Source organism: Actinoplanes campanulatus (genome assembly GCF_014647795.1).
GTDB classification, from domain to species: domain Bacteria; phylum Actinomycetota; class Actinomycetes; order Mycobacteriales; family Micromonosporaceae; genus Actinoplanes; species Actinoplanes campanulatus.
Genome location: NZ_BMPW01000015.1, coordinates 164,794 through 185,040, shown reverse-complemented (window position 1 = coordinate 185,040; position 20,247 = coordinate 164,794). Strand labels below are relative to the sequence as shown.

General features: G+C 71.9%; 9 protein-coding genes. 4 read left to right on the top strand and 5 right to left on the bottom strand.

Features of this window, described 5'->3' with window-relative positions:
• Positions 1-7 precede the first annotated feature (7 nt).
• A complete protein-coding gene (locus IEZ13_RS27555) occupies positions 8-760 on the bottom strand; it encodes an ABC transporter permease (protein WP_183218085.1) in 753 nt (250 codons plus the stop codon).
• On the bottom strand, positions 757-1,713 hold the full coding sequence (locus tag IEZ13_RS27550; protein ID WP_183218087.1) for an ABC transporter ATP-binding protein: 957 nt from the start codon (positions 1,711-1,713) through the stop codon (positions 757-759). Before IEZ13_RS27550 ends, IEZ13_RS27555 begins: the two co-directional genes overlap by 4 nt.
• A 92-nt stretch (positions 1,714-1,805) precedes the next feature.
• Here IEZ13_RS27550 and IEZ13_RS27545 point away from each other — a divergent pair, with 92 nt between their 5' ends.
• The gene (locus IEZ13_RS27545; RefSeq protein ID WP_189285756.1) at positions 1,806-15,197 is read left to right on the top strand and encodes a non-ribosomal peptide synthetase/type I polyketide synthase; all 13,392 of its coding nucleotides are present in this window, start codon (positions 1,806-1,808) and stop codon (positions 15,195-15,197) included.
• A gap of 16 nt (positions 15,198-15,213) precedes the next feature.
• On the opposite strand, the gene IEZ13_RS27540 is transcribed toward IEZ13_RS27545, so the two are convergent.
• Positions 15,214-15,936: a GntR family transcriptional regulator gene (locus IEZ13_RS27540; RefSeq protein WP_183218092.1), complete on the bottom strand. Its 723-nt coding sequence runs from the start codon at positions 15,934-15,936 to the stop codon at positions 15,214-15,216.
• Between the two features lie 70 nt (positions 15,937-16,006).
• Here IEZ13_RS27540 and deoC point away from each other — a divergent pair, with 70 nt between their 5' ends.
• Both deoC and IEZ13_RS27530 read left to right on the top strand, forming a co-directional pair.
• Positions 16,007-16,702 (top strand): deoxyribose-phosphate aldolase, encoded by a 696-nt coding sequence (gene deoC, locus IEZ13_RS27535; RefSeq protein WP_183218095.1) that lies wholly within the window; start codon positions 16,007-16,009, stop codon positions 16,700-16,702.
• A 178-nt stretch (positions 16,703-16,880) separates the two neighbouring features.
• Positions 16,881-17,792: an aminotransferase class IV gene (locus IEZ13_RS27530; RefSeq protein ID WP_183218097.1), complete on the top strand. Its 912-nt coding sequence runs from the start codon at positions 16,881-16,883 to the stop codon at positions 17,790-17,792.
• A 397-nt stretch (positions 17,793-18,189) separates the two neighbouring features.
• Here IEZ13_RS27530 and IEZ13_RS27525 read toward each other — a convergent pair whose 3' ends face one another.
• On the bottom strand, positions 18,190-18,906 hold the full coding sequence (locus tag IEZ13_RS27525; protein ID WP_183218098.1) for a sulfotransferase-like domain-containing protein: 717 nt from the start codon (positions 18,904-18,906) through the stop codon (positions 18,190-18,192).
• Positions 18,907-18,983: 77 nt separating this feature from the next.
• Positions 18,984-19,445, bottom strand: coding sequence for a cupin domain-containing protein (locus IEZ13_RS27520; protein ID WP_183218100.1), 462 nt, complete (start codon positions 19,443-19,445; stop codon positions 18,984-18,986).
• A gap of 221 nt (positions 19,446-19,666) precedes the next feature.
• Here IEZ13_RS27520 and IEZ13_RS27515 point away from each other — a divergent pair, with 221 nt between their 5' ends.
• A complete protein-coding gene (locus IEZ13_RS27515; RefSeq protein WP_183218102.1) occupies positions 19,667-20,182 on the top strand; it encodes a flavin reductase family protein in 516 nt (171 codons plus the stop codon).
• The last annotated feature ends 65 nt before the right edge of the window (positions 20,183-20,247 follow it).

Here is a 20,247-nt window from a genome sequence, read left to right as displayed (position 1 = left end):
CTAGCTTTCAGCCACGTCGTGGATCCCAGCGGAACCAGCGCCGGGCCACCACCGCGGCGACCGCCACCCATGCCGCCAGCAGGCCCAGGTTCGGCAGCACGCCGCCACCCTCGCCTTCGTCTCCCAGGAAACCGGTGCGGATCAGCTCGGTCACCGGGGTCATCGGCAGGTACTCGGCGATCCGGCCGAGCTGCTCCGGCAGCGCGTCCAACGGCACGATCGCCGGCGACAGGAACAGGCAGAGGAACATGAACGGCACGGTCGCGATCTGCGCCAGCTCCCCGGTCGAGCTGAACCCGGAGATCACCATCGAGACCAGGCTGAACAGGGCCGCCGCGCCGAGCACCCCGGCCAGGAGCAGCAGCGGATTCTCCGGCAGGCCGACGCCGAGCGGCACCGCGGCCACGCACAATGCGACCACCTGGAGCAGGTAGACGGCGGTCGCGCCGGCCGCGCTGCCGCCCAGGATCGCGGTCGCCGAGGCGGGGCCGCCGAGCAGCCGCTTCAGGATCAGCTCCTCCCGGCGGGTGGTGTAGAAGCCGGCCAGGTTGACCAGCGGGGCGAACAGCGCCAGCGTGGCCACCTGCCCGGTCAGCATGAACGGGACCTGGTCGGCGGCCTGCGCCCGGGCCGTGAAGATCAGGAAACCGGCGACCAGCAGCGGCATCAGGACGGCGTTGGTGAGCGCCGACCGGTTCCGCATGATCAGCAGGATGTCGACCCGGGCCAGCCGGACGGTGTGCTTGAGGTCGGTGGTCATCGGTTCTCCTCCACGATGGTCAGGAAGACGTCCTCCAGCGAGGCCGGGCGGACCGACAGCCGGTTCAGGGTGACGTTGCGGGAGGTGGCCCAGGCCAGCAGCGTGGCCACGGTCCGGTGGGCGCGGCCGTCCGGTTCGCCGCCGGTCACCGTGTACCGGGCGGTCGGCCGTCCGTCGTCCACCACGATCTCCGGGGCGGCCCCGTCGATCCGGGGCAGCGAGTCGATCGGCGCCTCGGCCGGCACCAGGAACGCGACCCGGTCACCGTGACCGGCCACCACCTCGGGCACCGTCCCGGCGATCCGGATCTCACCCCGGTGCATGATCGCGACCCGGTCGGCGAGGCGTTCCGCCTCCTCCAGGTAGTGGGTGGTCAGCAGCACCGTGGTGCCGGCCGCGACCAGATCCTGGATCAGCCGCCAGGTGGCGATCCGCGCCTCCGGGTCCATGCCGGTGGTCGGCTCGTCGAGGAACAGCACCTCGGGGCGGCCGACCACGGCCAGGGCCAGGTCCAGGCGGCGCTTCTGGCCACCGGAGAGCTGCCGCACGCGTACGCCCGACTTGTCGGTCAACCCGACCAGCGCCAGCGCCGCCACCCGCTCCATCGGCCGGACGTGCAGGTCGCGCCACAGGTCCACGGTCTCGGCCACGGTCAGATCGCCGATCAGGCCACTCTCCTGGAGCATGATCCCGACCCGGGGGCGCAGCGCCTTCCGCGACCGGTACGGATCCAGCCCGAGCAACCGCACCGTGCCCCCGGCTGCCGGCCGGAACCCCTCCAGCACCTCGATGGTGGTCGTCTTGCCGGCCCCGTTCGTGCCGAGCAGCGCGAACAGGCCCCCGGACGGGACGGTGAAATCGATGCCCTTGACCGCCTCGAACTCGCCGTAGCTCTGGCGCAGTCCGGCCACCTCGACGGCGGTATCGGTGTGGGTCAGTGTCTGCGTGCTCATGTCCACCATGGTTCGCGAGCACGCGGATCGACGGCAGTCGCCGCCGTCAGCAGTCCGCCATGACAGATGTCATCTCTCGGTAGGGTTCGATCATGACGCTGACCGATGTACTGGTCCGGGCCGCGGCCGAAGCTCCCGATCAGGGCATCGTCCACGTCGGCGAGGACGACCGGTTCACCGCGTTCGCCGAACTGCACGCCGACGCCCTCCGCATCGCCGGGGGCCTCCGCGCGTCCGGGCTCACCACCGGCGACCCACTGCCGGTGATCGCCGACGACAGCGCCGACTTCCTCGGGCTCTTCTGGGGAGCGGTGTACGCGGGCGTCGTACCGGTGCCTCTGCCGCCGGAACCGCACCGCCTGGCCGCCGTCTGGCGTCACCTGGACCGCCCGCCATTGGCGGGCGATGTCGCCACGCCCGGCGCGACCCTGCTCTCCGCACGCGACCTCCGCGACGCGTCCCCGCTTTCCACCCCCGTTCCGGTACGCGCGGACGACCTCGCCTTCCTCCAGTTCTCCTCCGGCAGCACCGGCACCCCGAAAGGTGTCGAACTCACCCACGCCAACGTGGTCGCCAACCTCGCCCAGGCCACCCGGGCCGGGTCGGTGACCGCCGACGACGTGGTCGTCACCTGGATGCCCTACTTCCACGACATGGGCCTGATCGGCACCCACCTGGCCCCGCTCCACGCCCGCTGCCGCCAGATCCGGATCAGCCCGCTGGCCTTCGCGAAACGCCCCGAGACGTGGCTGCGCGAGACGGCCCGCCACCGGGGCACCGTGCTGTCCGCGGCCAACTTCGCCCTGGCCCTGGTCAACCGCCGGGTGCCGGACTCCGTCCTCGACGAACTCGACCTGAGCAGCGTCCGCCTGCTCATGGTCGGCGCCGAACCCATCTCCCCGGCCGTCTGGAGCACCTTCGCGGCGCGGCTCGGCCGGGCGGGCCTCGCCCCCGGAGCCATGCAACCGGTGTACGGCCTGGCCGAGGCCACCGTCGCCGTCACCTGCCCGCCCCTCGGCGTCCCCGCCGTCCCGCTGCGCCTCAGCCGGGCCGCCCTCTCCCGCGGCGTCGCCCTCCCCCCTCCCCTTTCCCTCTCCGACAACCCACCCGCCGCGACGGCGGATGACGGCAAGCGGACCGTCGTCGAGCTGATGGACGTCGGGTTCCCCATGCATGGATGCGAGCTGCGGATCGTCGACGACGAGGGCGCCGAACTGGAGGAATGCCTGGTCGGCCACGTCCAGGCGCGCGGCCCGAACGTCAGCCGTGGCTACCACCGGGACGAGGACGCCACGGCGGCCGGGCGTGACGGATCCTGGCTGCGTACCGGTGATCTCGGCTTCCTGCGCGGCGGGCGCCTCGTCGTCACCGGGCGGCACAAGGACGTGCTGTTCGTGAACGGGCGGACCTTCCACGCCGCCGACCTGGAGGAGGTCGCGGCCGCGACCCCCGGTCTGAAACCCGGCCCGATCGCCGTCGTCGGCGCGACCGACCCGGCCGACGGCCGCGAGCAGGTCGTGGTGTTCCTGTCCGCGCCGTCCGTCCGGGCCGACGCCGCGCTCACCGCCCAGGTCCGGGCCCGGGTGGCCGAGGCCCTGGCCTACGACGGCGTTCGCGCGGAGGTCGTGCCGAACGGCGCTTTCGCCCGCACCACCAGCGGAAAGCTGCGACGCCAGGCCCTCCGCGACCGCATCACCCGACCCGCGCCCGCCTCGGCCTCCCCTGCCTCACACCCGGTCCCGCCACCGAAGCCGGTGCCGTCGTCCGGGCCGGCGTCGTCGTCCGGGTCGGCGTCGTCGTCCGGGCCGGCTCCTTCGTCGCGGCCGGCTATGGAGGCGCTCATCCGTGCCGTATGGGCTCGGGTACTGCGTGTCCCGGCGGAGACCATCGGGCCGGAGGACCGATTCCTGGCGATCGGCGGATCCTCGCTGGCGGCCATGGAGGTGCTGGCCGGGCTGGAGGACGTGCTCGGCCGGACCCTCGACCCGGCGACGTTGCGTGACTGCGCCACCGTGCCCGCACTCGCCGACCGCCTGCTCCGGCACTCCATGGTCGAGGCCGGACCAGCGGCGCCGACCACCCACGACGCGGACCGGCTCGCGGTGATCGGGATGGCGTGCCGGTTCCCGGACGCGGACACGCCCGAGCAGTTCTGGGCGAACCTGCTCGACGGACGGGACAGCGTCACCCCGGTGAGCCGGTGGGCCGGCGGCGGCCACGGAGCGTTCCTCGACGATCCGGCCCTGTTCGACGCCGGATATTTCGGAATCGACGACCAGGAGGCGCGGCTGCTGGACCCGCACGCCCGGATCTTCCTGGAACTGGCCCACGAGGCACTCGAACGCGCCGGATACGCCGGACCGCGCCGCCGGGGACGCCGGATCGGGGTCTTCGCGGCCGTCGGCGAGAGTGGCTATCCCGAACTCATGACCGGCGCCGACGGCCCGCACGCGCTCACCGGCACCCTGCGCAACCTGATCGCCGCCCGCGTCTCCCACCTGCTCGACCTGCGCGGACCCGCACTCGCCGTGGACACCGCCTGTTCCTCGGCGCTGGTCGCCCTGCACCTGGCCCGCCTCAGCCTGGCCGCCGGCGACTGCGACATCGCCGTGGTCGGCGGCGTCAACCTCAACCTGACGGCCACCGCCGAGACCCTGCTCGGCGACGCCCGGGCGCTGTCGCCGACCGGCCGGTGCCGGGCGTTCGCGGCGGACGCCGACGGGTTCGTGCCGGGCGAGGGCGGTGCCGCGCTGGTCCTGACCCGTCTCGCCGACGTACACGACGACCGGGTCCTGGCCGTCGTGTGCGGAACCGCGGTCAACAACGACGGCCGTTCACTGAGCCTGATGGCCCCGAACCCGCTGCTCCAGCAGGAGGTGATCGCCGACGCCTACCGCCACAGCGGCATCGACCCGGCCGACGTCACCTATGTGGAGGCGCACGGCACCGGCACCCCGGTCGGCGACCCGATCGAGGCCCGGTCGCTCGCCCACGCCTTCCCGCCCCGCGGCGACGGCCGTCCCCGCCTGGTCGGCTCGGTCAAGACCAACATCGGCCACCTGCTCAACGTGGCGGGCCTGCCCGCGCTGGTGAAGGTGATCCTCGCCCTCCAGCACCGGGAGATCCCCCCGGCACTGCACCACGACCGCCCGTCCCCACGTTTCGACCTGTCCGCGGCCGGCTTCGAGGTGGCCACCACCCGCCGCCCGTGGACCGGACCGCTGGTCGCCGGCGTCAACGGTTTCGGCTTCGGCGGCACGAACGCCCACGTCATCCTCGCCGCCCCCATCCCGCACCACTCCCGCCCTCTCGCGCCCGCCGCCCCCGAGCCACGGCTGCTGACGCTCTCGGCGCGATCGGCGGCCGGGCTTCGGGCGGCGGCCGCCGAACTCGCGGCCCACCTACGGGCGCATCCCGGGCTACCCCTCGGCGACGTCTGTGCCACCGCTTCCAGCGCACGGGACGAGGGGGCGTACCGGATCGCGGTGGTGACCGGAAGTGATCTCGCCGAGCGACTGGCCGCAGTGGAGCCCGGCCCGCCGCTGGCCCGGCCCGCCCGGGTGGCGTTCCTCTTCGGCGGCCAGGGCACGCAGCGTCCCGGCCAGGGCGCGGAACTCTACGCGACCGCCCCGGTCTTCCGCGCCGTCCTCGACGAGGTGTCGGCCGCGGCCGGGCTGATCGCCGGCCGAACCCTGACCGAATGGTGCACCGACCCGAACGTCCCCGCCGCCGAACTCGCCCGCACCGAGGTCACCCAACCGCTGGTCGTCGCGTTCGCCGTGGCGCAGGCCGCCCAGCTCGCCGCCTACGGGATCCGGCCGGACGCGGTCACCGGCCACAGCGTCGGCGAGTTCGCCGCGGCCGTCTCCGCGGGCCGGTTGACCGCCGTCGAGGCCGTCGTCCTGGCCGCCGAACGCGGCCGCCTCACCGCCGATCTGGCCGAGCCGGGCGCGATGCTGGCCGTGGCAGCCGCCGCCGGCGACATCGGACCGCTGCTGTCCGGCGACGTCGAGCCGCTGCCGTCCGGGGCAATCGGGTCGCTGTCTCCCGGGGTGATCGGGCCGCTGTCTCCCGGAGCGATCGGGCCGCTGCCTTCGGGGGTGGTCGTCGCCGCCGAGAACGCCGCCGACCGGATCGTCCTGGCCGGACCGCACGACGCCATCGACCGGGCCGAGGCGGGCCTGGCTGCGCGCGGGGTGACCACCCGCCGACTCGCCGTCTCGCACGCCTTCCATTCGCCGTCCATGGAACCGGTCACCGCCCCGCTCGCCCGCCTCGCCCCGAGCGCCCGGCCGACCACGATCCCGCAGGTCAGCACGGTGACGGGGGAGTGGGGCGCGGCCTTCGACGCCGCCTACCTGGTGGATCACGCGGTGCGGCCGGTGCGTTTCGCGACGGCGGTCGGCCGGCTTCGCGCGGCCGGCTACGACACCATGGTCGAGCTGGGCGCTTCGGTCACTCTCTCTTCTTTCGTACGGAGAAACGCCGCCCCACACGCCGCCCCCGCCGCAGCCGCCCTCCCGCACGCCGGTCTCGACGCAGCCGCCGTCCTGCACGCTGGCCTTGACGCGGCCGCCGTCCTGACCACCGCCGGACAGTTGTGGCTGCGCGGCGCCGCACTCGACCGCACCCACCTCGACGCCGGAACCCGCCGGGTCGACCTTCCCACCTACCCGTTCCAGCGGCGCCGCTACTGGGTGGCCGACCCACCGTCACCCACCCTCGCAACCCCCGCCTGGACCGCAGCCCCACCGCCAGCCGCTCCCACCCAGCCGTCTCCCAGCGCTGTCTCCTCACCCCCGAAGCCGCCGTCAACCCGAGCCACGTCTCCGCAGCTGGCCACCAGTGCTGTTTCGCCGTCCACGAGACAGCCCTCAGAGTCAGCCAGGGCCGCGGAAGGTGCCAGCGGCCCGGCCGGCGATCGAACCCCGGGCGGGGTCACGGTCGTCATAGCCGAAGGCGAAGCGGCAGCGGACGCACTGCGGGCGATCACCGCCGTCCCCTCCGCGGCGAGTCTGCTTCTGATCACCCGAGACCTCTACGCCACCGGCGCGGAACGCCCGAATCCGGAACACGCGGTATGGGCCGGGCTGGCGATGGCGTTCGCCGACGAGAACCCCCGCGCCGGGGTCCGGATCGTGGACCTCTGCTCGGACGACCCGCCGCAAACCCAGCGCGCCGCCATCGACCGGGAGACGGCCGCACCACCGGCCGCCGGGCCAGCGGAGATCGTCGCCTGGCGGGGTGGACGGCGGCTGGCCAGGTTGTTCACCCCGGCGCGGGCGGGCGAGCCGCTGATCCCACCGCCGGACGGAAGCTATCTCATCATCGGTGGGGCCGGGGCGGTCGGCGCGGAGATCGCCCGGTACCTGGCCCGGCGGCCGGCCACCGGATCCGCACATCGGGAACGCCGTGGGCCGAGGCTGCTCCTCGCGGGCCGGTCCGCCGAGCCACAGGCGCTGCTGGCCGAATTGCGGGGGCTCGGCGCGCGGGCCGAATACCGTACAGCGGACCTGACCGTCCCCACCGACGTGGCCGAGCTGGTAGCCGGGCGGGAGTTCGACCTGATCGTGCAGGCGGCCGGGGTGGTCCAACCGGGCAGCCTGCGCGCGAAGACCCCGGACGAGGTGGTCGCCGGTCTGGCCGCCAAGATGGACGGTACCCGCCTGCTCCTGCAAGCCCTGGGCGATCGCCGGCCGCCGGTGGTGGCCCTGTCCTCGGTCTCGGCGGTGATTCCCGGGCTGGCCGGCGCACTCGGCGACTACGTCGCGGGCAACCTCTACCTGGACGCCCTGGCCGCCGCCGAGACGACCGCCGGCCGGCGTTTCGTATCGGTGAATCTCCCACCGCTGACCGGCGGCGGTCTGGCCACGAGCCACGGCCTGTCCGCCGGCGCCGGCCTGCCGATCGAGCAACTCCCGGAAACCCTCTGGGAGGCGATGGCACTCGGCGCCGCCCAGGTCCTGGTCACCCCGGCGCCGACAACCAGCACCGAGCCGATCACACATGGATCAATGCAAAACCAGGAGGGGTACGCCCAAAGCACACCACCCTGGCGCGGCGAGATGCCGGCAGCCGACGGCACGGAGCACGCTCTGCCGTGGCGCGGTGGGTTGCCGGGTACCGGAGGCGCGACAGGCGCACGGGTCCGGTCCGGCGACTCGTTCGGAGCCGGGCGCGCGGAAAACGGGGTGACCGGACCGGGCCGGGACGAACTAGTCGCGGTGGTGCGGGAGCTCCTGGCCGCGCCGCTGGGGCGGGAGCCGGAGACGATCGGGACCGATGAGCCGTTCCTGGCGCTCGGCCTGGACTCGCTCACCGCCGTCGACCTGGTCAAAGAGTTGGAGCGGCGGCTTGGCCGGACCCTGTCCACGACCCTGTTCTTCGAGAACCGAACCATCGACGAACTGACGGCACGACTCGCGGGGCCGGTCGAATTCCCGTTCAGCCCGGTGCAGCGAGCCTTCGTCACCACCGGGCGGCTGTATCCGGAGGTGCCCGCCTACGCATATGTGCGGCAGACCCTGCGCGGGCCGGTCGACGTGGAGCGGCTGGGCCAGGCCTTCGCCGAGTTGGAGCGGCGGCATCCGATGCTGCGGGTGCGGTTCGGGCCGGACGGCCAGCGCTTCACCACACCCGGCTCCGGGCGACCGAAATGGTTCACGGTCACCAACCTCTCCAAGACCAGCGGCGGTGCCGAGGAGACGACCGGCGCAGGCGCCAGCGGCGAGTTCGGGTCGACGGTTGACGGAGGTCTGTATGCGGGCGGTGGTGCCGGTGCGACGACCGGGGCAGGCGCCAGCGGCGAGTTCGGGTCGACGGTTGACGCAGGCCTATACGCGGGCGGTGCGGCCGGAGCGACGATTCGCGCAGGCAGCGGGACCGGCGGTGACGCTGGAGCGGCACTTGACGCAGGCGCGGGCATCGGCGGAGAGGTGATGGCCGGTGGTGGGGACGCGGCGGCGGGACTTCGGGTGGCGCTGGAGAGGGTTGACGGCGAGCTGCGGAATCGGCCGTTCGATCTGGGGCGGGAGGCGCCGGTTCGGGCGGTGCTCGCCGTGGAGAGCGCGGAGCGGGCGCATGTGATTCTGGTGGTGCACCATGCGGCCGCGGATGGGTACAGCATTGCCGTTCTCGGGGATGAGCTGTGGGAACTCTACGGCGGGGGAGCGGTCGCGCCGGCGCCGACGGCCACTTTCGCCGATCATGAGGTACGGCGGGACGGACCGAGCCGAGAGGACCTCGCCTATTGGCGGGACGCGCTCGCCGGGTATCCGCGACTGGCCCTGCCGTTCGACGGGGATGCGGATGGGGAGCCACGGGGTGCTTACGCCGTACGCCAGAAGGTCTTGGAAGAGGCACTCAGCCGACGCCTGACCGCGCGGGCCCGGGAAGCCGGGGTGTCCGTTTTTCATCTTCTCCTGGCCGGATATGTCCGGTGTCTGGCGCGATGGAGTGGGCAGTCGGCGGTTCCGGTATCGGTGGCGCGGGCCGGGCGGGCCGCGCGGCTGGCCGGTGTGGAGCGGATGGTGGGACCGTTCGCGGACAGCCTGCCGGTGCTCGCCGAGGTGCGTGCCGGGGAGTCGGCGGCCGGGCTGGCGGCGCGGCTGCGGGACGTCTGGCTCGACGCCGAGCGGCACGGATCGGTGTCAACCGTGGATCTGGCCCGGATGCTGACGGCGGACGGCGCCGGGCCACGAACGGCGAGCCCGGCCGGTTTCAGTTTCGCGCGGTTCCCGAACGCGGGCGTCACCGGAGCGAACGTGGTCGCCGTGACGGCCGGCAGCGCATCGGCGGCCACGCGGCTCGGCCTGGTCTGCTTCGAGTCGCGGGGCGCGCTGCACTTCTCCTGGAACTACCCCGAGACCCTGTTCGAAGCGGCCACCGTGGAACGCCTCGCCACGGAGCACCTGGCGGAGATCACAGCCATAGCGGAGGCGGCGACGGCTGAGGACTGGAAGCAGCTTGCGGCGACGACAGTCGACATGGGCAGCGCGGCCAATGTGGGCGGTGTACTGAACGTGGGCGGTGCAGTCAACGTGGGCGATGCCCCCAACATGAGCGGTGCACTCAATGCGAGCGGTGTACTGAACGTGGGCGGTGCAGTCAACGTGGGCGATGCCCCCAACATGAGCGGTGCACTCAATGCGAGCGGTGCACTCAATGCGAGCGGTGCAGTCAACATGAGCGGTGCAGTCAACATGAGCGGTGCACTCAACGCGAGCGGTGCGCTCAATGCGAGCGGTGCAGTCAACGCGAGCGGTGCACTCAATGTCGGCGGTGCAGTCAACGTGGGCAGCGCGGCCAATGTGGGCGGTGTACTGAACGTGGGCGGTGCAGTCAACGTGGGTGGTGCAGTCAACGCGGGTGGCGTGGTCAATGTGGGCGGTGCAGTCAATGCGACCGCCGCAGGCAACGCGGGCGGTGCACTCAACGCGGGCTCTGCAGTCAACGCGGGCTCTGCAGTCAACGTGGATGGCGCGGGTGGAGTTGACGTGGCTGCGGGCTCGGGGTCGATCGTGGTGCGGATTCGGGCGCAGTGCGCGCGTACCCCTGAGGGAATCGCCGTGTTGAGTGACGGCGCGCCGCTCAGCTATCGGGAGCTGGACCTCGCGTCGGACCGGCTGGCCGGGCGGCTTGCGGAGACCGGGGCGCGGCGGATCGGCCTGCTCACCGGGCCTGGCGCGGACACCGTGATCGGGCTGGTCGGCATCCTCAAGGCCGGTGCGGCCTGGGTGCCGTTGGACGGCTCGCATCCGCCCGCCCGGCTGGCCGGCCAGCTCACCCGGGCCGGGGCGGACGTCGTGGTCTGCGGCGCGGAGCACCGGACGATGCTCGACGGGTACGCGTTCACGCTGGTGGACGTCGGCGAGAGCGGATCGGCGCCGGGCCGGGACGTCGAGCCGGGCGACACCGCGTACGTCATCTTCACCTCGGGGTCGACCGGCCGCCCGAAGGGCGTGGCCGTCACGCATCGTTCGATGATGAACTACCTGGACTGGTCGATCGCGACCTTCGGCTACCGGGCGGGTGACAGGCTCGCGCAGACCGCGTCGATCTGCTTCGACGCGTCGGTCCGACAGTTGCTCGCGCCGCTGTTGACCGGGGCGACGGTGGTGGCCTGGGATCGGGACACGGTCCGCGATCCCGAACTGCTCGTGGATCGGCTCGCCCGGGACCGGGTGACGGTCTGGAGCTCGGTGCCGACGCTGTGGGAGCGGCTGCTGACCGCCGCCGAGAAGAGCACCGCCGACCTGCGGCTGCGCTGGGTGCACGTCGGCGGTGAGGAGCTGTCGCCGGCACACGTGCGGCGATGGTTCGACCGGTTCGGGCCGGGGCAGCGGATCACCAACCTGTACGGCCCCACCGAGACGACGATCAACGCCACCTGGCATCCGATCACTTCGCGGCCCGCCGGCGACGCCACCCATCTGCCGATCGGGCGGCCGGTCGGCGGGGCGGTCGTCGAGGTGATCGGCGAGGACGGGCTGCCGTGCCGCGACGGTGTGGTCGGTGAGCTGTACATCGGCGGGATCGGGCTGGCCGACGGCTATCTCGACGACCCGGAGCAGACGGCCGCGGTGTTCGTGGAGCGGGACGGGCGGCGCTGGTACCGCAGCGGCGACCGGGCGGTCCGCGACGCCGACGGGCTGCTGTGGTTCCGCGGGCGGGTCGACGACCAGGTGAAACTGCACGGGTACCGGGTCGAGCCGGGCGAGGTCGAGGCGGTGCTGCGGGCACATCCGGCGGTGGACCGGGCGGCGGTACGGGTCGAGGGCGGCCGCCTGCTCGCCTGGGTGCGGTCGACGGTCTCCGGTGACGAGTTGCGTTCCCATCTGGGTGGGCTGCTTCCGGCGTACCTTGTACCGGCCCGGATCGAGGTGATGGCCGACCTGCCGCTGACCGCGACCGGCAAGATCGACCGGGCGTCGCTGGCCCGGACGGCGAGCCCGCCGCCGGTCACCGAAACCGAGCGTCTGCTCGCGTCCCTCTGGGAGAAGCAGCTCGGCGTCACACCGGTCGGCCGCGACGACGACTTCTTCGCCCTCGGCGGCGACTCGATCGGGGTGCTCGAGCTTTTCGCGAGCCTGGCGGAACACCGGGCCTCACTGCCGCGACCCACGGTTGTCTACCGATGTCGTACGGTCGCCGCGCTCGCTTCCGTGCTGGACGAGATCACCCCCGAACCCGCCGCACCCGAAGCCGTTTCCGTTCCGGGCGCCGCGGCCGTCGTACCGGGAGATGTTTCTGTTCTGGACGGCGGGGCTGTTGTACTGGGAGATGTTTCTGTTCCGCACGGCGGGGCTGTTGTACTGGGAGATGTTTCTGTTCCAGACGGCGTGGCTGTTGTGTCGGGGGCTGCTTCCGTTTCTGATGGCGGCGCCGTCGTACCGGGAGATGTTTCTGTTCTGGACGGCGGGGCTGTTGTACTGGGAGATGTTTCTGTTCCGCACGGCGGGGCTGTTGTACTGGGAGATGTTTCTGTTCCAGACGGCGTGGCTGTTGTGTCGGGGGCTGCTTCCGTTTCTGATGGCGGCGCCGTCGTACCGGGCGATGTTTCTGTTTCGGGTGGCGTGGCCGTCGTACCGGAAGCTGCTTCCGTTTCGGGAGCCGGGGCCGGGGCGGGCGACTTTCCGGTCAGTCTCACTCAGCGCGGGTTTCTGCTCGCGGACGCGGTCGGTGCGGCGTCGACCTGGCTGGCCGCGCCGCGCGTGCACGGGCCGCTCGACCTCGACCGGTTCCAACGTGCCGTGGACGTGCTGGTGGCGCGGCATCCGATGCTGCGGACCGTGTTCCCCCGTGACGCCCGGCCGCCGGTGCAGCGGGAACTTCCGTTCGCCCGCCTGACCGTCGGCTACCAGGTGGAACCGCGGACGCTCGACGAGGAACTGGCGGCCGAGCGGGAACACCGGTTCGATCCGGCGGAATGGCCGCTTGTGCGGTTGCGGCTGCTCCGATACGGGCCGGAGGAGCACGTCCTGCTGGTGCACGCGCACCACCTGGTCGGCGACGGGTACAGCACCGCGCTCCTGATGCGGGAACTACTGGCCCTCTATGACGGGGAGGCGCTGACGCCGGTGCGCGCGACCTTCCGCGACTACGTCGGACATCTGCGTGGTGTGCCGCTGGAGACCGTGCTCGGTGACGGTGGGCGAATCAGCACCGGGGGAGCGGTCGTCACCACCGGTTTCACGATCGGCGCGGCCGAGGCGGCGGGGCTGCGAGAACGCGCCGCCGCGGTCGGGGCCACGCCGTTCGTGCCGGTGCTCACGGCATATCACCGGGCGCTCGCCCTGACCACTGGCCGGCTCGATCCGGTGCTCGATCGGCTCGATCCAGTGACCGTCCCCGACCCAGTGACCGTCCCCTTCTCAGTGGTGGCTGTTCCCGACCCAGTGGCCGTCCCCTTCTCGGTGGCCGTCCCCGACGCAGTGCCTGTCCGCGACCCAGTGAATGTCCCCTTCTCAGTGACTGTTTCTGACGCAGTGGCCGTTTCTGACGCAGTGGCGGACCCTGGCCTGTCGACGGACGCCGGCCTGGCGATTCGCCCGGACCTGGTGATCGGTGTGGCGGTGACCGGTCGCGATCACGCCGTACCGGATCTGGTCCGGATCTTCGGGCCGTGCGCGACGGCCGTTGCGGTTCGTCCCGGAGCGGATGCCGGACTCACCGAGGTGGCCGCCGCCGTCGACGATGCCCGGACGCGGATGTTCACCGCGCCGCACGGCTGGCGATACTTCTTCACCCACCTGGATTTCGGAGCGCTCGGCGATCTGTCGGGCCGCACTCTGCGGGTGTCCTGGGACGACGACGCGGACGCCGAACTCGCCCTCCCGCCGGGCACGGACGTCCTGCTGGCGGTGCGCCCGACACGGAACGGCGCGCTGCGCCTGACCCTCCGCTCCCGGCTCCCCGCCGACGAGGTGGCGCGCCTGACGGCCGAGCTGACCGCCGCCCTGACGGCCCGCCCCGCCGCCGATCTTGGACGTTCGGCCACCGAGGGCGGTGGAAGTACGTCCAAGATCGAGGAGGGGGTGGGGGAGGGGCCGCGGCCGGTACCGGCTTCCTTGGATCTTGGGCGACTTGCCACCGGTGGCGGTGGGAATAAGTCCAAGATCGAGGAGGGGGTGGGGGAGGGGCCGCGGCCGGTACCGGCTTCCTTGGATCTTGGGCGACTTGCCACCGGTGGCGGTGGGAATAAGTCCAAGATCGAGGAGGGAGTGGGAGTGAGGGAGGGGCCGCGGCCGGATCCCGATTCTGCAGATCTTGGGCGTTCGGCCACCGGGAGTGGTCGGAAGGCGTCCAAGAATGAGGAAGGGGTGGGTGAGGGGTCGCGGTCGGGATCCGCTTTTGTGGATCTTGGGCTACTTGGTGCCGGGAGCGGTGGGGAGAAGTCCAAGATTGCGGGGTGGGTGGGGCTGGATGCCGCACTTGTCGGCTATCTGCCCGCGCCGGGGCACATCGCCGCAATGGCCACGGCACTTCCGGAGGAGATCCGGCGGATCCTGCCGACGCTGGACCGGGAGACGATCCGGGAGACCCTCTTTCCGGGCCGCCGCCCCCGGCTGCTGGAGACCGCCGACACCCCGCTGGGTAGATCCGGGTTCCTCGCGCTGCCCCGGTTCGCCGACGAGCTCGCCCACCCCGGACTGGCCGAAGACGCCGCCACCGCAGCGGACCTGGCGGCCGCCCACGGTGCGCGCACCGTCTCGCTGGCGGGCATGATCCCGGCGCGTACCGGGTACGGCGGGGCGCTCACGCCGTACCTCCGCTCGGGAGTCGGCTTGACCACCGGCCATGCGGTGACCGCCGCTTCGGTCGTGCGCACGACGGTGGCCACGGTGGCCGCGCAGGGCCGGATGACGAGCGGCCGGAAGTTGAGCGAATGCACCGTCGCGATCCTGGGAGTCGGTTCCATAGGTACGTCGTCACTACGACTGCTGCTGACCGAAGAGGATCACCGCCCGGCGAGGCTGATCCTGTGCGATCTGCCGTCCGCCGCGACCCGTCTCGCGGAGTTGGCCGCCACCCTGGACGTGCCCACGTCGATCGTGCTGAGCCCGGAGGGTGTCTACTCGGCGGACGTCATCGTGGCCGCCACCAGCGGCGGCCCGGGCACCCTGGACGTCGACCGGCTGCGGCCCGGCACGATCCTGGTCGACGACTCGTTCCCGCACTGCTTCGACACCGGCCGGGCGCTGGCCCGGATGCGGGTGCGTGGCGACGTGCTGATCGTCGGCGGTGGGCTGCTCGACTGCGGGGAGATCCGCCAGACGGTGGCGGAGGGCCTGCCCGCGGTCGCCGTCCAGCTGCCGGGTGCGATCGCGTCCTGCCGGCTGGAGTCGCTGCTGCACGCGGCACGCCCGGAGTTGCCGCTGGTCACCGGCCCGGTCACGGCCGAGCTGGCGGCCGCCTACCGGAGCGCGCTGGACGAGGCTGGGATCCGGGCGGCCCCACTGCACCTATTGGATCAGCGCCTGTGAGGCGAAAGCGACGGCTCTACCGGATCAGCGGCTCGACGCCGAAGGCGACGTCGAGGCGGTAGCGCTCCCCCGCGTACCGTGACTCGCTCAGTTCCAACGGCCGCTCATTCTGGTCGAGGATCAACCGCTCCTCGACCAGCAGGGCCGACCCGACCGGCACACCCAGCTCCCGAGCATCCTCCTCGGTGGCCGACTGCGCGCCGATCGTCGCCGTACCCCGCACGGGGGTGTGTCCGAGTTTGACCAGCGCCTCGTGCACCGACAGCGACAGGTCGGCGTCCAGCAGTCCTGGGATGACGCCCGGGTAGATGGCCCGCTCGTACGCGATCGGCTCGTCGTCGGCGAATCGAACACGGTGGATCGCATACACATCCCCGCGGCGTAGCCGCAAGCGCGTCGCCTCGAGTGCGGTGGGCGGCCGCAGCTCGGCGACCACCACCTTGGCCCAGGGGCGTTTGCCCTGTTTGCGAATCTCCTCGCTGAGCCGGATGAGGTGATCGGCGCGGCGTGGCCCGCTGGGCACCGCGACGAACGTGCCGCGGCCCGGGGCCCGGTAGACGAGCCCGTCGTTGACCAGTTGGGTGACCGCGGCCCGGGCGGTCATCCGGCTGACACCGTGTTCGCGGGCGAGTTCGGGTTCGGACGGCAGCGGGTCGTGCGGCCGGGACTTGGCGATGAGCGCGCGCAGCGACTGCTCGATGCGGAAGTAGCGTGGCGCGAAATCGGGATCCCCGGACATGCCGATCACCTTACCGATGCGCCGAACCTGTCTAGACAGCTACCTGTCTAGACAGCTACTGTTCGGTGCCATGAATTTCACCGTGCCGCAGATCGCCAAGATGATCGACCACTCCATCCTCCGCCCCGAGTTCACCCTTGAGGACCTGCGTGAAGGCTGCGCGGTCGCCAAGAAGTACGACGTCGCCTCCGTGTGCGTCCGCCCGTGTGACGTGACCGTCGCCGTCGACCTGCTGCGCGGCACGAACGTCGCGGTCGGCACGGTGGTCGGCTTCCCGCACGGCGACACCCCCACCGGGATCAAGATCGCCGAGACCGAGCTGGCCGTGCACCAGGGCGCGTCCGAGATCGACATGGTCCTCAACATCGGGTGGCTGCGCTCCGGCGACATCGCCGCCGTCGAGCACGAGATCGGCCTCGTGGTGAAGGCCGCCGGCGCCGCCCACGTCAAGGTCATCCTCGAGACGGCGTACCTCACCGACGAGGAGAAACTGGCCGCCTGCTGGGCCGCCGAGCGGGCCGGCGCGGCATTCGTGAAGACCTCCACCGGCTTCGCGCCACAGGGCGCCACCATCGACGACCTCGCGCTGATGCGCTCGGCCGTTTCGGCGAAGGTGCAGGTCAAGGCATCCGGCGGGGTCCGGACCCTGGACGCGATGATCGCGATGGCCGGCGTCGGCGTGACGCGTTTCGGCACGTCGGCGACGGCCGAGATCCTGCAGGACCTGGCCCGTCGCCAGGTTTCGGTCGCGGGTGGCCGGGCCTGATTCTCCTTCGGTACGGAGTGAGCGTTCCCGATCTCCGCTCCGTACTACCGGATGACGGTCCCCCCAATCGTCCCGGCCGACGACAGGCCCCCCGCCGTCGGGCCGGAGACGACCGGCCGGCTGTTCACGGTCCCCCACCGTGGACAGCCGGCCCCAGCGGCGTCCGTATGCTGATCCGATGCTGCAGCGGTACGACGAGCGCAACGCGGACATCGTCTACTGGGTCAACGGCGAGTTGCTGCACCGTGACCAGCCCGGACTGTCCCCCTTCGACTCGGTGGTCCAGGGCGGCGACGCGGTCTGGGAGGGTCTGCGCCTCTACCGGGGAGCGATCTTCGGCCTCGCCGCCCACCTGTCCCGGCTGCGCTGTTCGGCGTCTGCGCTGAACTTCGCCGACATCCCGTCCGACGACACGATCATCGACGCGATCACCCGGACGCTGCGGGCCAACGAGATGTCGGACGGCGTACACATCAGGCTCACCCTGACCCGTGGGGTGAAGGTGACCAGCGGCATGGACCCGCGGCTCAACACCGCCGGCCCGACGCTGATCGTGCTGGCCGAGCACAAGCCCCCGGTCTACGACACCGGCGGCCTGACCCTGGCCACCTCCAGCATCCGCCGCCCGTCGCCGGACGTCCTCGACCCGAAGATCCACCACAACAACCTGCTGAACTCGATCCTCGCCAAGATCGAGGCGAACGCGGCCGGCGCTGACGACGCCCTCATGCTCGACCAGCGCGGTTTCGTCGCCGAGACCAACGCCACCCACCTGTTCGCGGTGACCGGCGGCGCCCTGATCACCCCGACCACGGCCGCCTGCCCGGAGGGCATCACCCGCCAGACCGTCCTCGACCTGGCCGGGCAGCACGGCATTCCGGCCACCGTCCGCAACATCTCCCTGACCGAGATGTACGCCGCGAGCGAGGTCTTCTGCACCGGCACCATGGGCGAGATCGCGGCGGTGACGACCATCGACGGCCGCGTCATCGGCTCGGGCGCGGTCGGCCCGCTCACCGCCCGCATCGCCAAGCTCTACCAGCACCACGCCGCCGCCCACGGCACCCGCCTGGTCCGGGCCCTCACATGACGTCGATGTACGAGAACCCTCAACTGCGCTGCCTTCCGTCTCAACGGCGTTGAGGCAGGGCCCACGACCAGCCGGACAAGATCAGTCATCGTCCGGATAGTCCCCCTCTCCGGCGGGCGCGGTCCCTGGTTGGCGCGCTTCCCGGCTCGTGCCCGCCTCCGGCTTGTGCCCGCCTCCGGCTCGTGCCCGCCTCCGGCTCGTGCCCGCCTCCGGCTCGTGCCCGCCAGCGCTCTCCCTCGGCGCGATCTTGGACGTTTTGCCACCGATTTCGGCGGTGGAGCGTCCAAGATCGCGGAGGTTGGCGTGGCGTCTGCGTGACGATTTTGGATCTTGGGAGGTGGGCCACCGGATTCGGTGGTGAAGCGTCCAAGGTCGGGGAGGGTGGGGTGGGGTGGGGCTAGCTGTGGTCAGTGGGGCGGGCGGCGGCTAGTTCCTCGTAGTACGGGCGGGCTGCGTCGACCAGTGGGTGCAGGTGGGGCGGGACGTCGGCGGGGGCCGGGTCGTAGGGGGTGAAGCCGGTGGAGGCGTGCACGGAGGCGTACCAATGTGGCGCCCACACGCCGTCGGTGGGGCGCGGGCCCGGCGCCCAGGTCAGCATCGCCGGGTCGAAGGCGAAGCCGAGGCCCGCGCAGAGGTTCCGCAGCGTGCCCTCCGGGTCGCGGAGCACGTCGGCCGCGTCGACCACCGGGCCGCCGAACGCGCGGAAGATCTCCCGCTGCTGCGGATAGCCGAGGTCCTCGAGCGTGGGGGCGCCGCGCACCTTCGCGTAAGAGGCGACCACCCGCTCCGGTTCGCGGATCAGGAAGGCGTGCCGGAGCCCGGCCAGCCAGTCCCGGCCGATCCCCGGCAGCAGGTGGTGCGTCATGTGTTTCTGGTAGAAGACGGCCGCCTCGCCGGGCAGTGGCCCGGTCAGCCAGTGGGCCACGTCCTGCCAGCGGGTCGGTTGCGCGGCCAGGATCTCCTCCCGGCCGGGATGATCGAGACCGGTCTCCGCCAGGTAGTGGGCGTAGAGCGGCTCGTCGGCGACCACGGTGTCGGCGCGGGAGCCGAAACTACGCATCATCGCCGTCGAGATGTTGCGGGGACCCGACCACATCGCCACGCGGATCGTCATCCCCACATGTTCACATCTGTTACGGCTCGGTGGGGTGGGCGCCGGTTGGGAGGGGCCGGTGGGGAGGGGTCGGTGGGCTACGGGTCGGTGGGGTCCTTTGTGCCGGCGGCGACCGGGCCGACCCACCTCAGGTCGGGGACGTTGACGACGATCGCCTCCTGTGTGGTGCGGGAGATCACCACGACGGCCTCGTTCTCCGGGTCCGGGTTCTCCTCGCGGTGCGGCACCCACGGCGGTACGTAGATGTAGTCGCCGGGCTTGGTGTCGACCCGGATCTCGCCGTGCTCGTCGTCCAGGAAGACGAACGAGGGGTTGCCGCTGACCACGTAGATCGCGGTCTCCGAGGCGCCGTGGTGGTGGTTGCCGGAGGCGGTGCTCGCGGCCACGTGGGTCTGTCCCATCCAGAGGTTGCGGCTGCCCACGGTGGTGCCGCTGATCGCCTCGACCCGGCGCATCCCGCTGGTCTGTGCGGTGTCCGGGTGCAGTGCGTGGGACGCGATGTGATGCAGCCTGCGGTGGAACGGATCCTCGTCGCTCATGCCCGCATCCTGAGCCGTCCACCCGGCGAATGTCAACGTGAACCTATCGGTTTACTAGGATATGGGAACCGTGTTGACGCGACCGCCGGTCGGGGCGCAACGTCGGTGGTGCCGGCCGGGCAGTGCGTGACCTCGGGCATCACACGCTGGGCGGGCCGGCCGAGTGGCGATGGGGCCGCTCCTGATTTGATCTTCGTGCACCAGCAAGATGGAGGCCCGTCATGACCTTGCAGACGACCGCACCGACCGCCGCCGTGGACGCCGACCTCTTCCGGCAACTGCTCCGCCGCCACGCCGCGGCGGTCGTGGTGATCACCGCCCCTGGCGAGCCGGCCACCGGCTTCACCGCCACCTCCTTCACCTCGGTCTCGCTGGACCCGCCGCTGGTCTCGTTCTGCCTGGCCCGGACGGCTTCGGCGTGGCCGGCCGTCGAAGCGGCGGACACCGTCGCCGTGCACGTGCTCGGTCAGGAACAGGAGCACGTGGCCCGGACCTTCTCCGCCCGCGGGATCGACCGCCTCGCCGAGCACGGCGACTGGCGGCCGGGCCCGGACGGGGTGCCCCTGCTCGACGGGGTGCTGGCCCGGCTGGTCTGCCGGGTCGTCGACCGGGTCCGGGCCGGCGACCACACGATCGTGCTGGCCAGCCCACTCGACGGCGAGCACGGGCTGGGCGAGTCGGAGACGCCGCTGGTCTACCACGCCGGGCGGTACGCGGGGCTACGTCACGCCGACTGACAGAGGTCGCCGGCCCGTCAGCCGGCGGCTGCGGGGATCGAGTCGGACGCCGGCTCGGACTGTCC

Excerpts from the sequence above, each read along its gene's own strand:
- IEZ13_RS27555 (WP_183218085.1), bottom strand. The coding sequence starts at position 760 with ATGACCACCGACCTCAAGCACACCGTCCGGCTGGCCCGGGTCGACATC.
- IEZ13_RS27550 (WP_183218087.1), bottom strand. The coding sequence starts at position 1,713 with ATGAGCACGCAGACACTGACCCACACCGATACCGCCGTCGAGGTGGCC.
- IEZ13_RS27545 (WP_189285756.1), top strand. The coding sequence starts at position 1,806 with ATGACGCTGACCGATGTACTGGTCCGGGCCGCGGCCGAAGCTCCCGAT.
- IEZ13_RS27540 (WP_183218092.1), bottom strand. The coding sequence starts at position 15,936 with ATGTCCGGGGATCCCGATTTCGCGCCACGCTACTTCCGCATCGAGCAG.
- deoC (WP_183218095.1), top strand. The coding sequence starts at position 16,007 with ATGAATTTCACCGTGCCGCAGATCGCCAAGATGATCGACCACTCCATC.
- IEZ13_RS27530 (WP_183218097.1), top strand. The coding sequence starts at position 16,881 with ATGCTGCAGCGGTACGACGAGCGCAACGCGGACATCGTCTACTGGGTC.
- IEZ13_RS27525 (WP_183218098.1), bottom strand. The coding sequence starts at position 18,906 with ATGACGATCCGCGTGGCGATGTGGTCGGGTCCCCGCAACATCTCGACG.
- IEZ13_RS27520 (WP_183218100.1), bottom strand. The coding sequence starts at position 19,445 with ATGAGCGACGAGGATCCGTTCCACCGCAGGCTGCATCACATCGCGTCC.
- IEZ13_RS27515 (WP_183218102.1), top strand. The coding sequence starts at position 19,667 with ATGACCTTGCAGACGACCGCACCGACCGCCGCCGTGGACGCCGACCTC.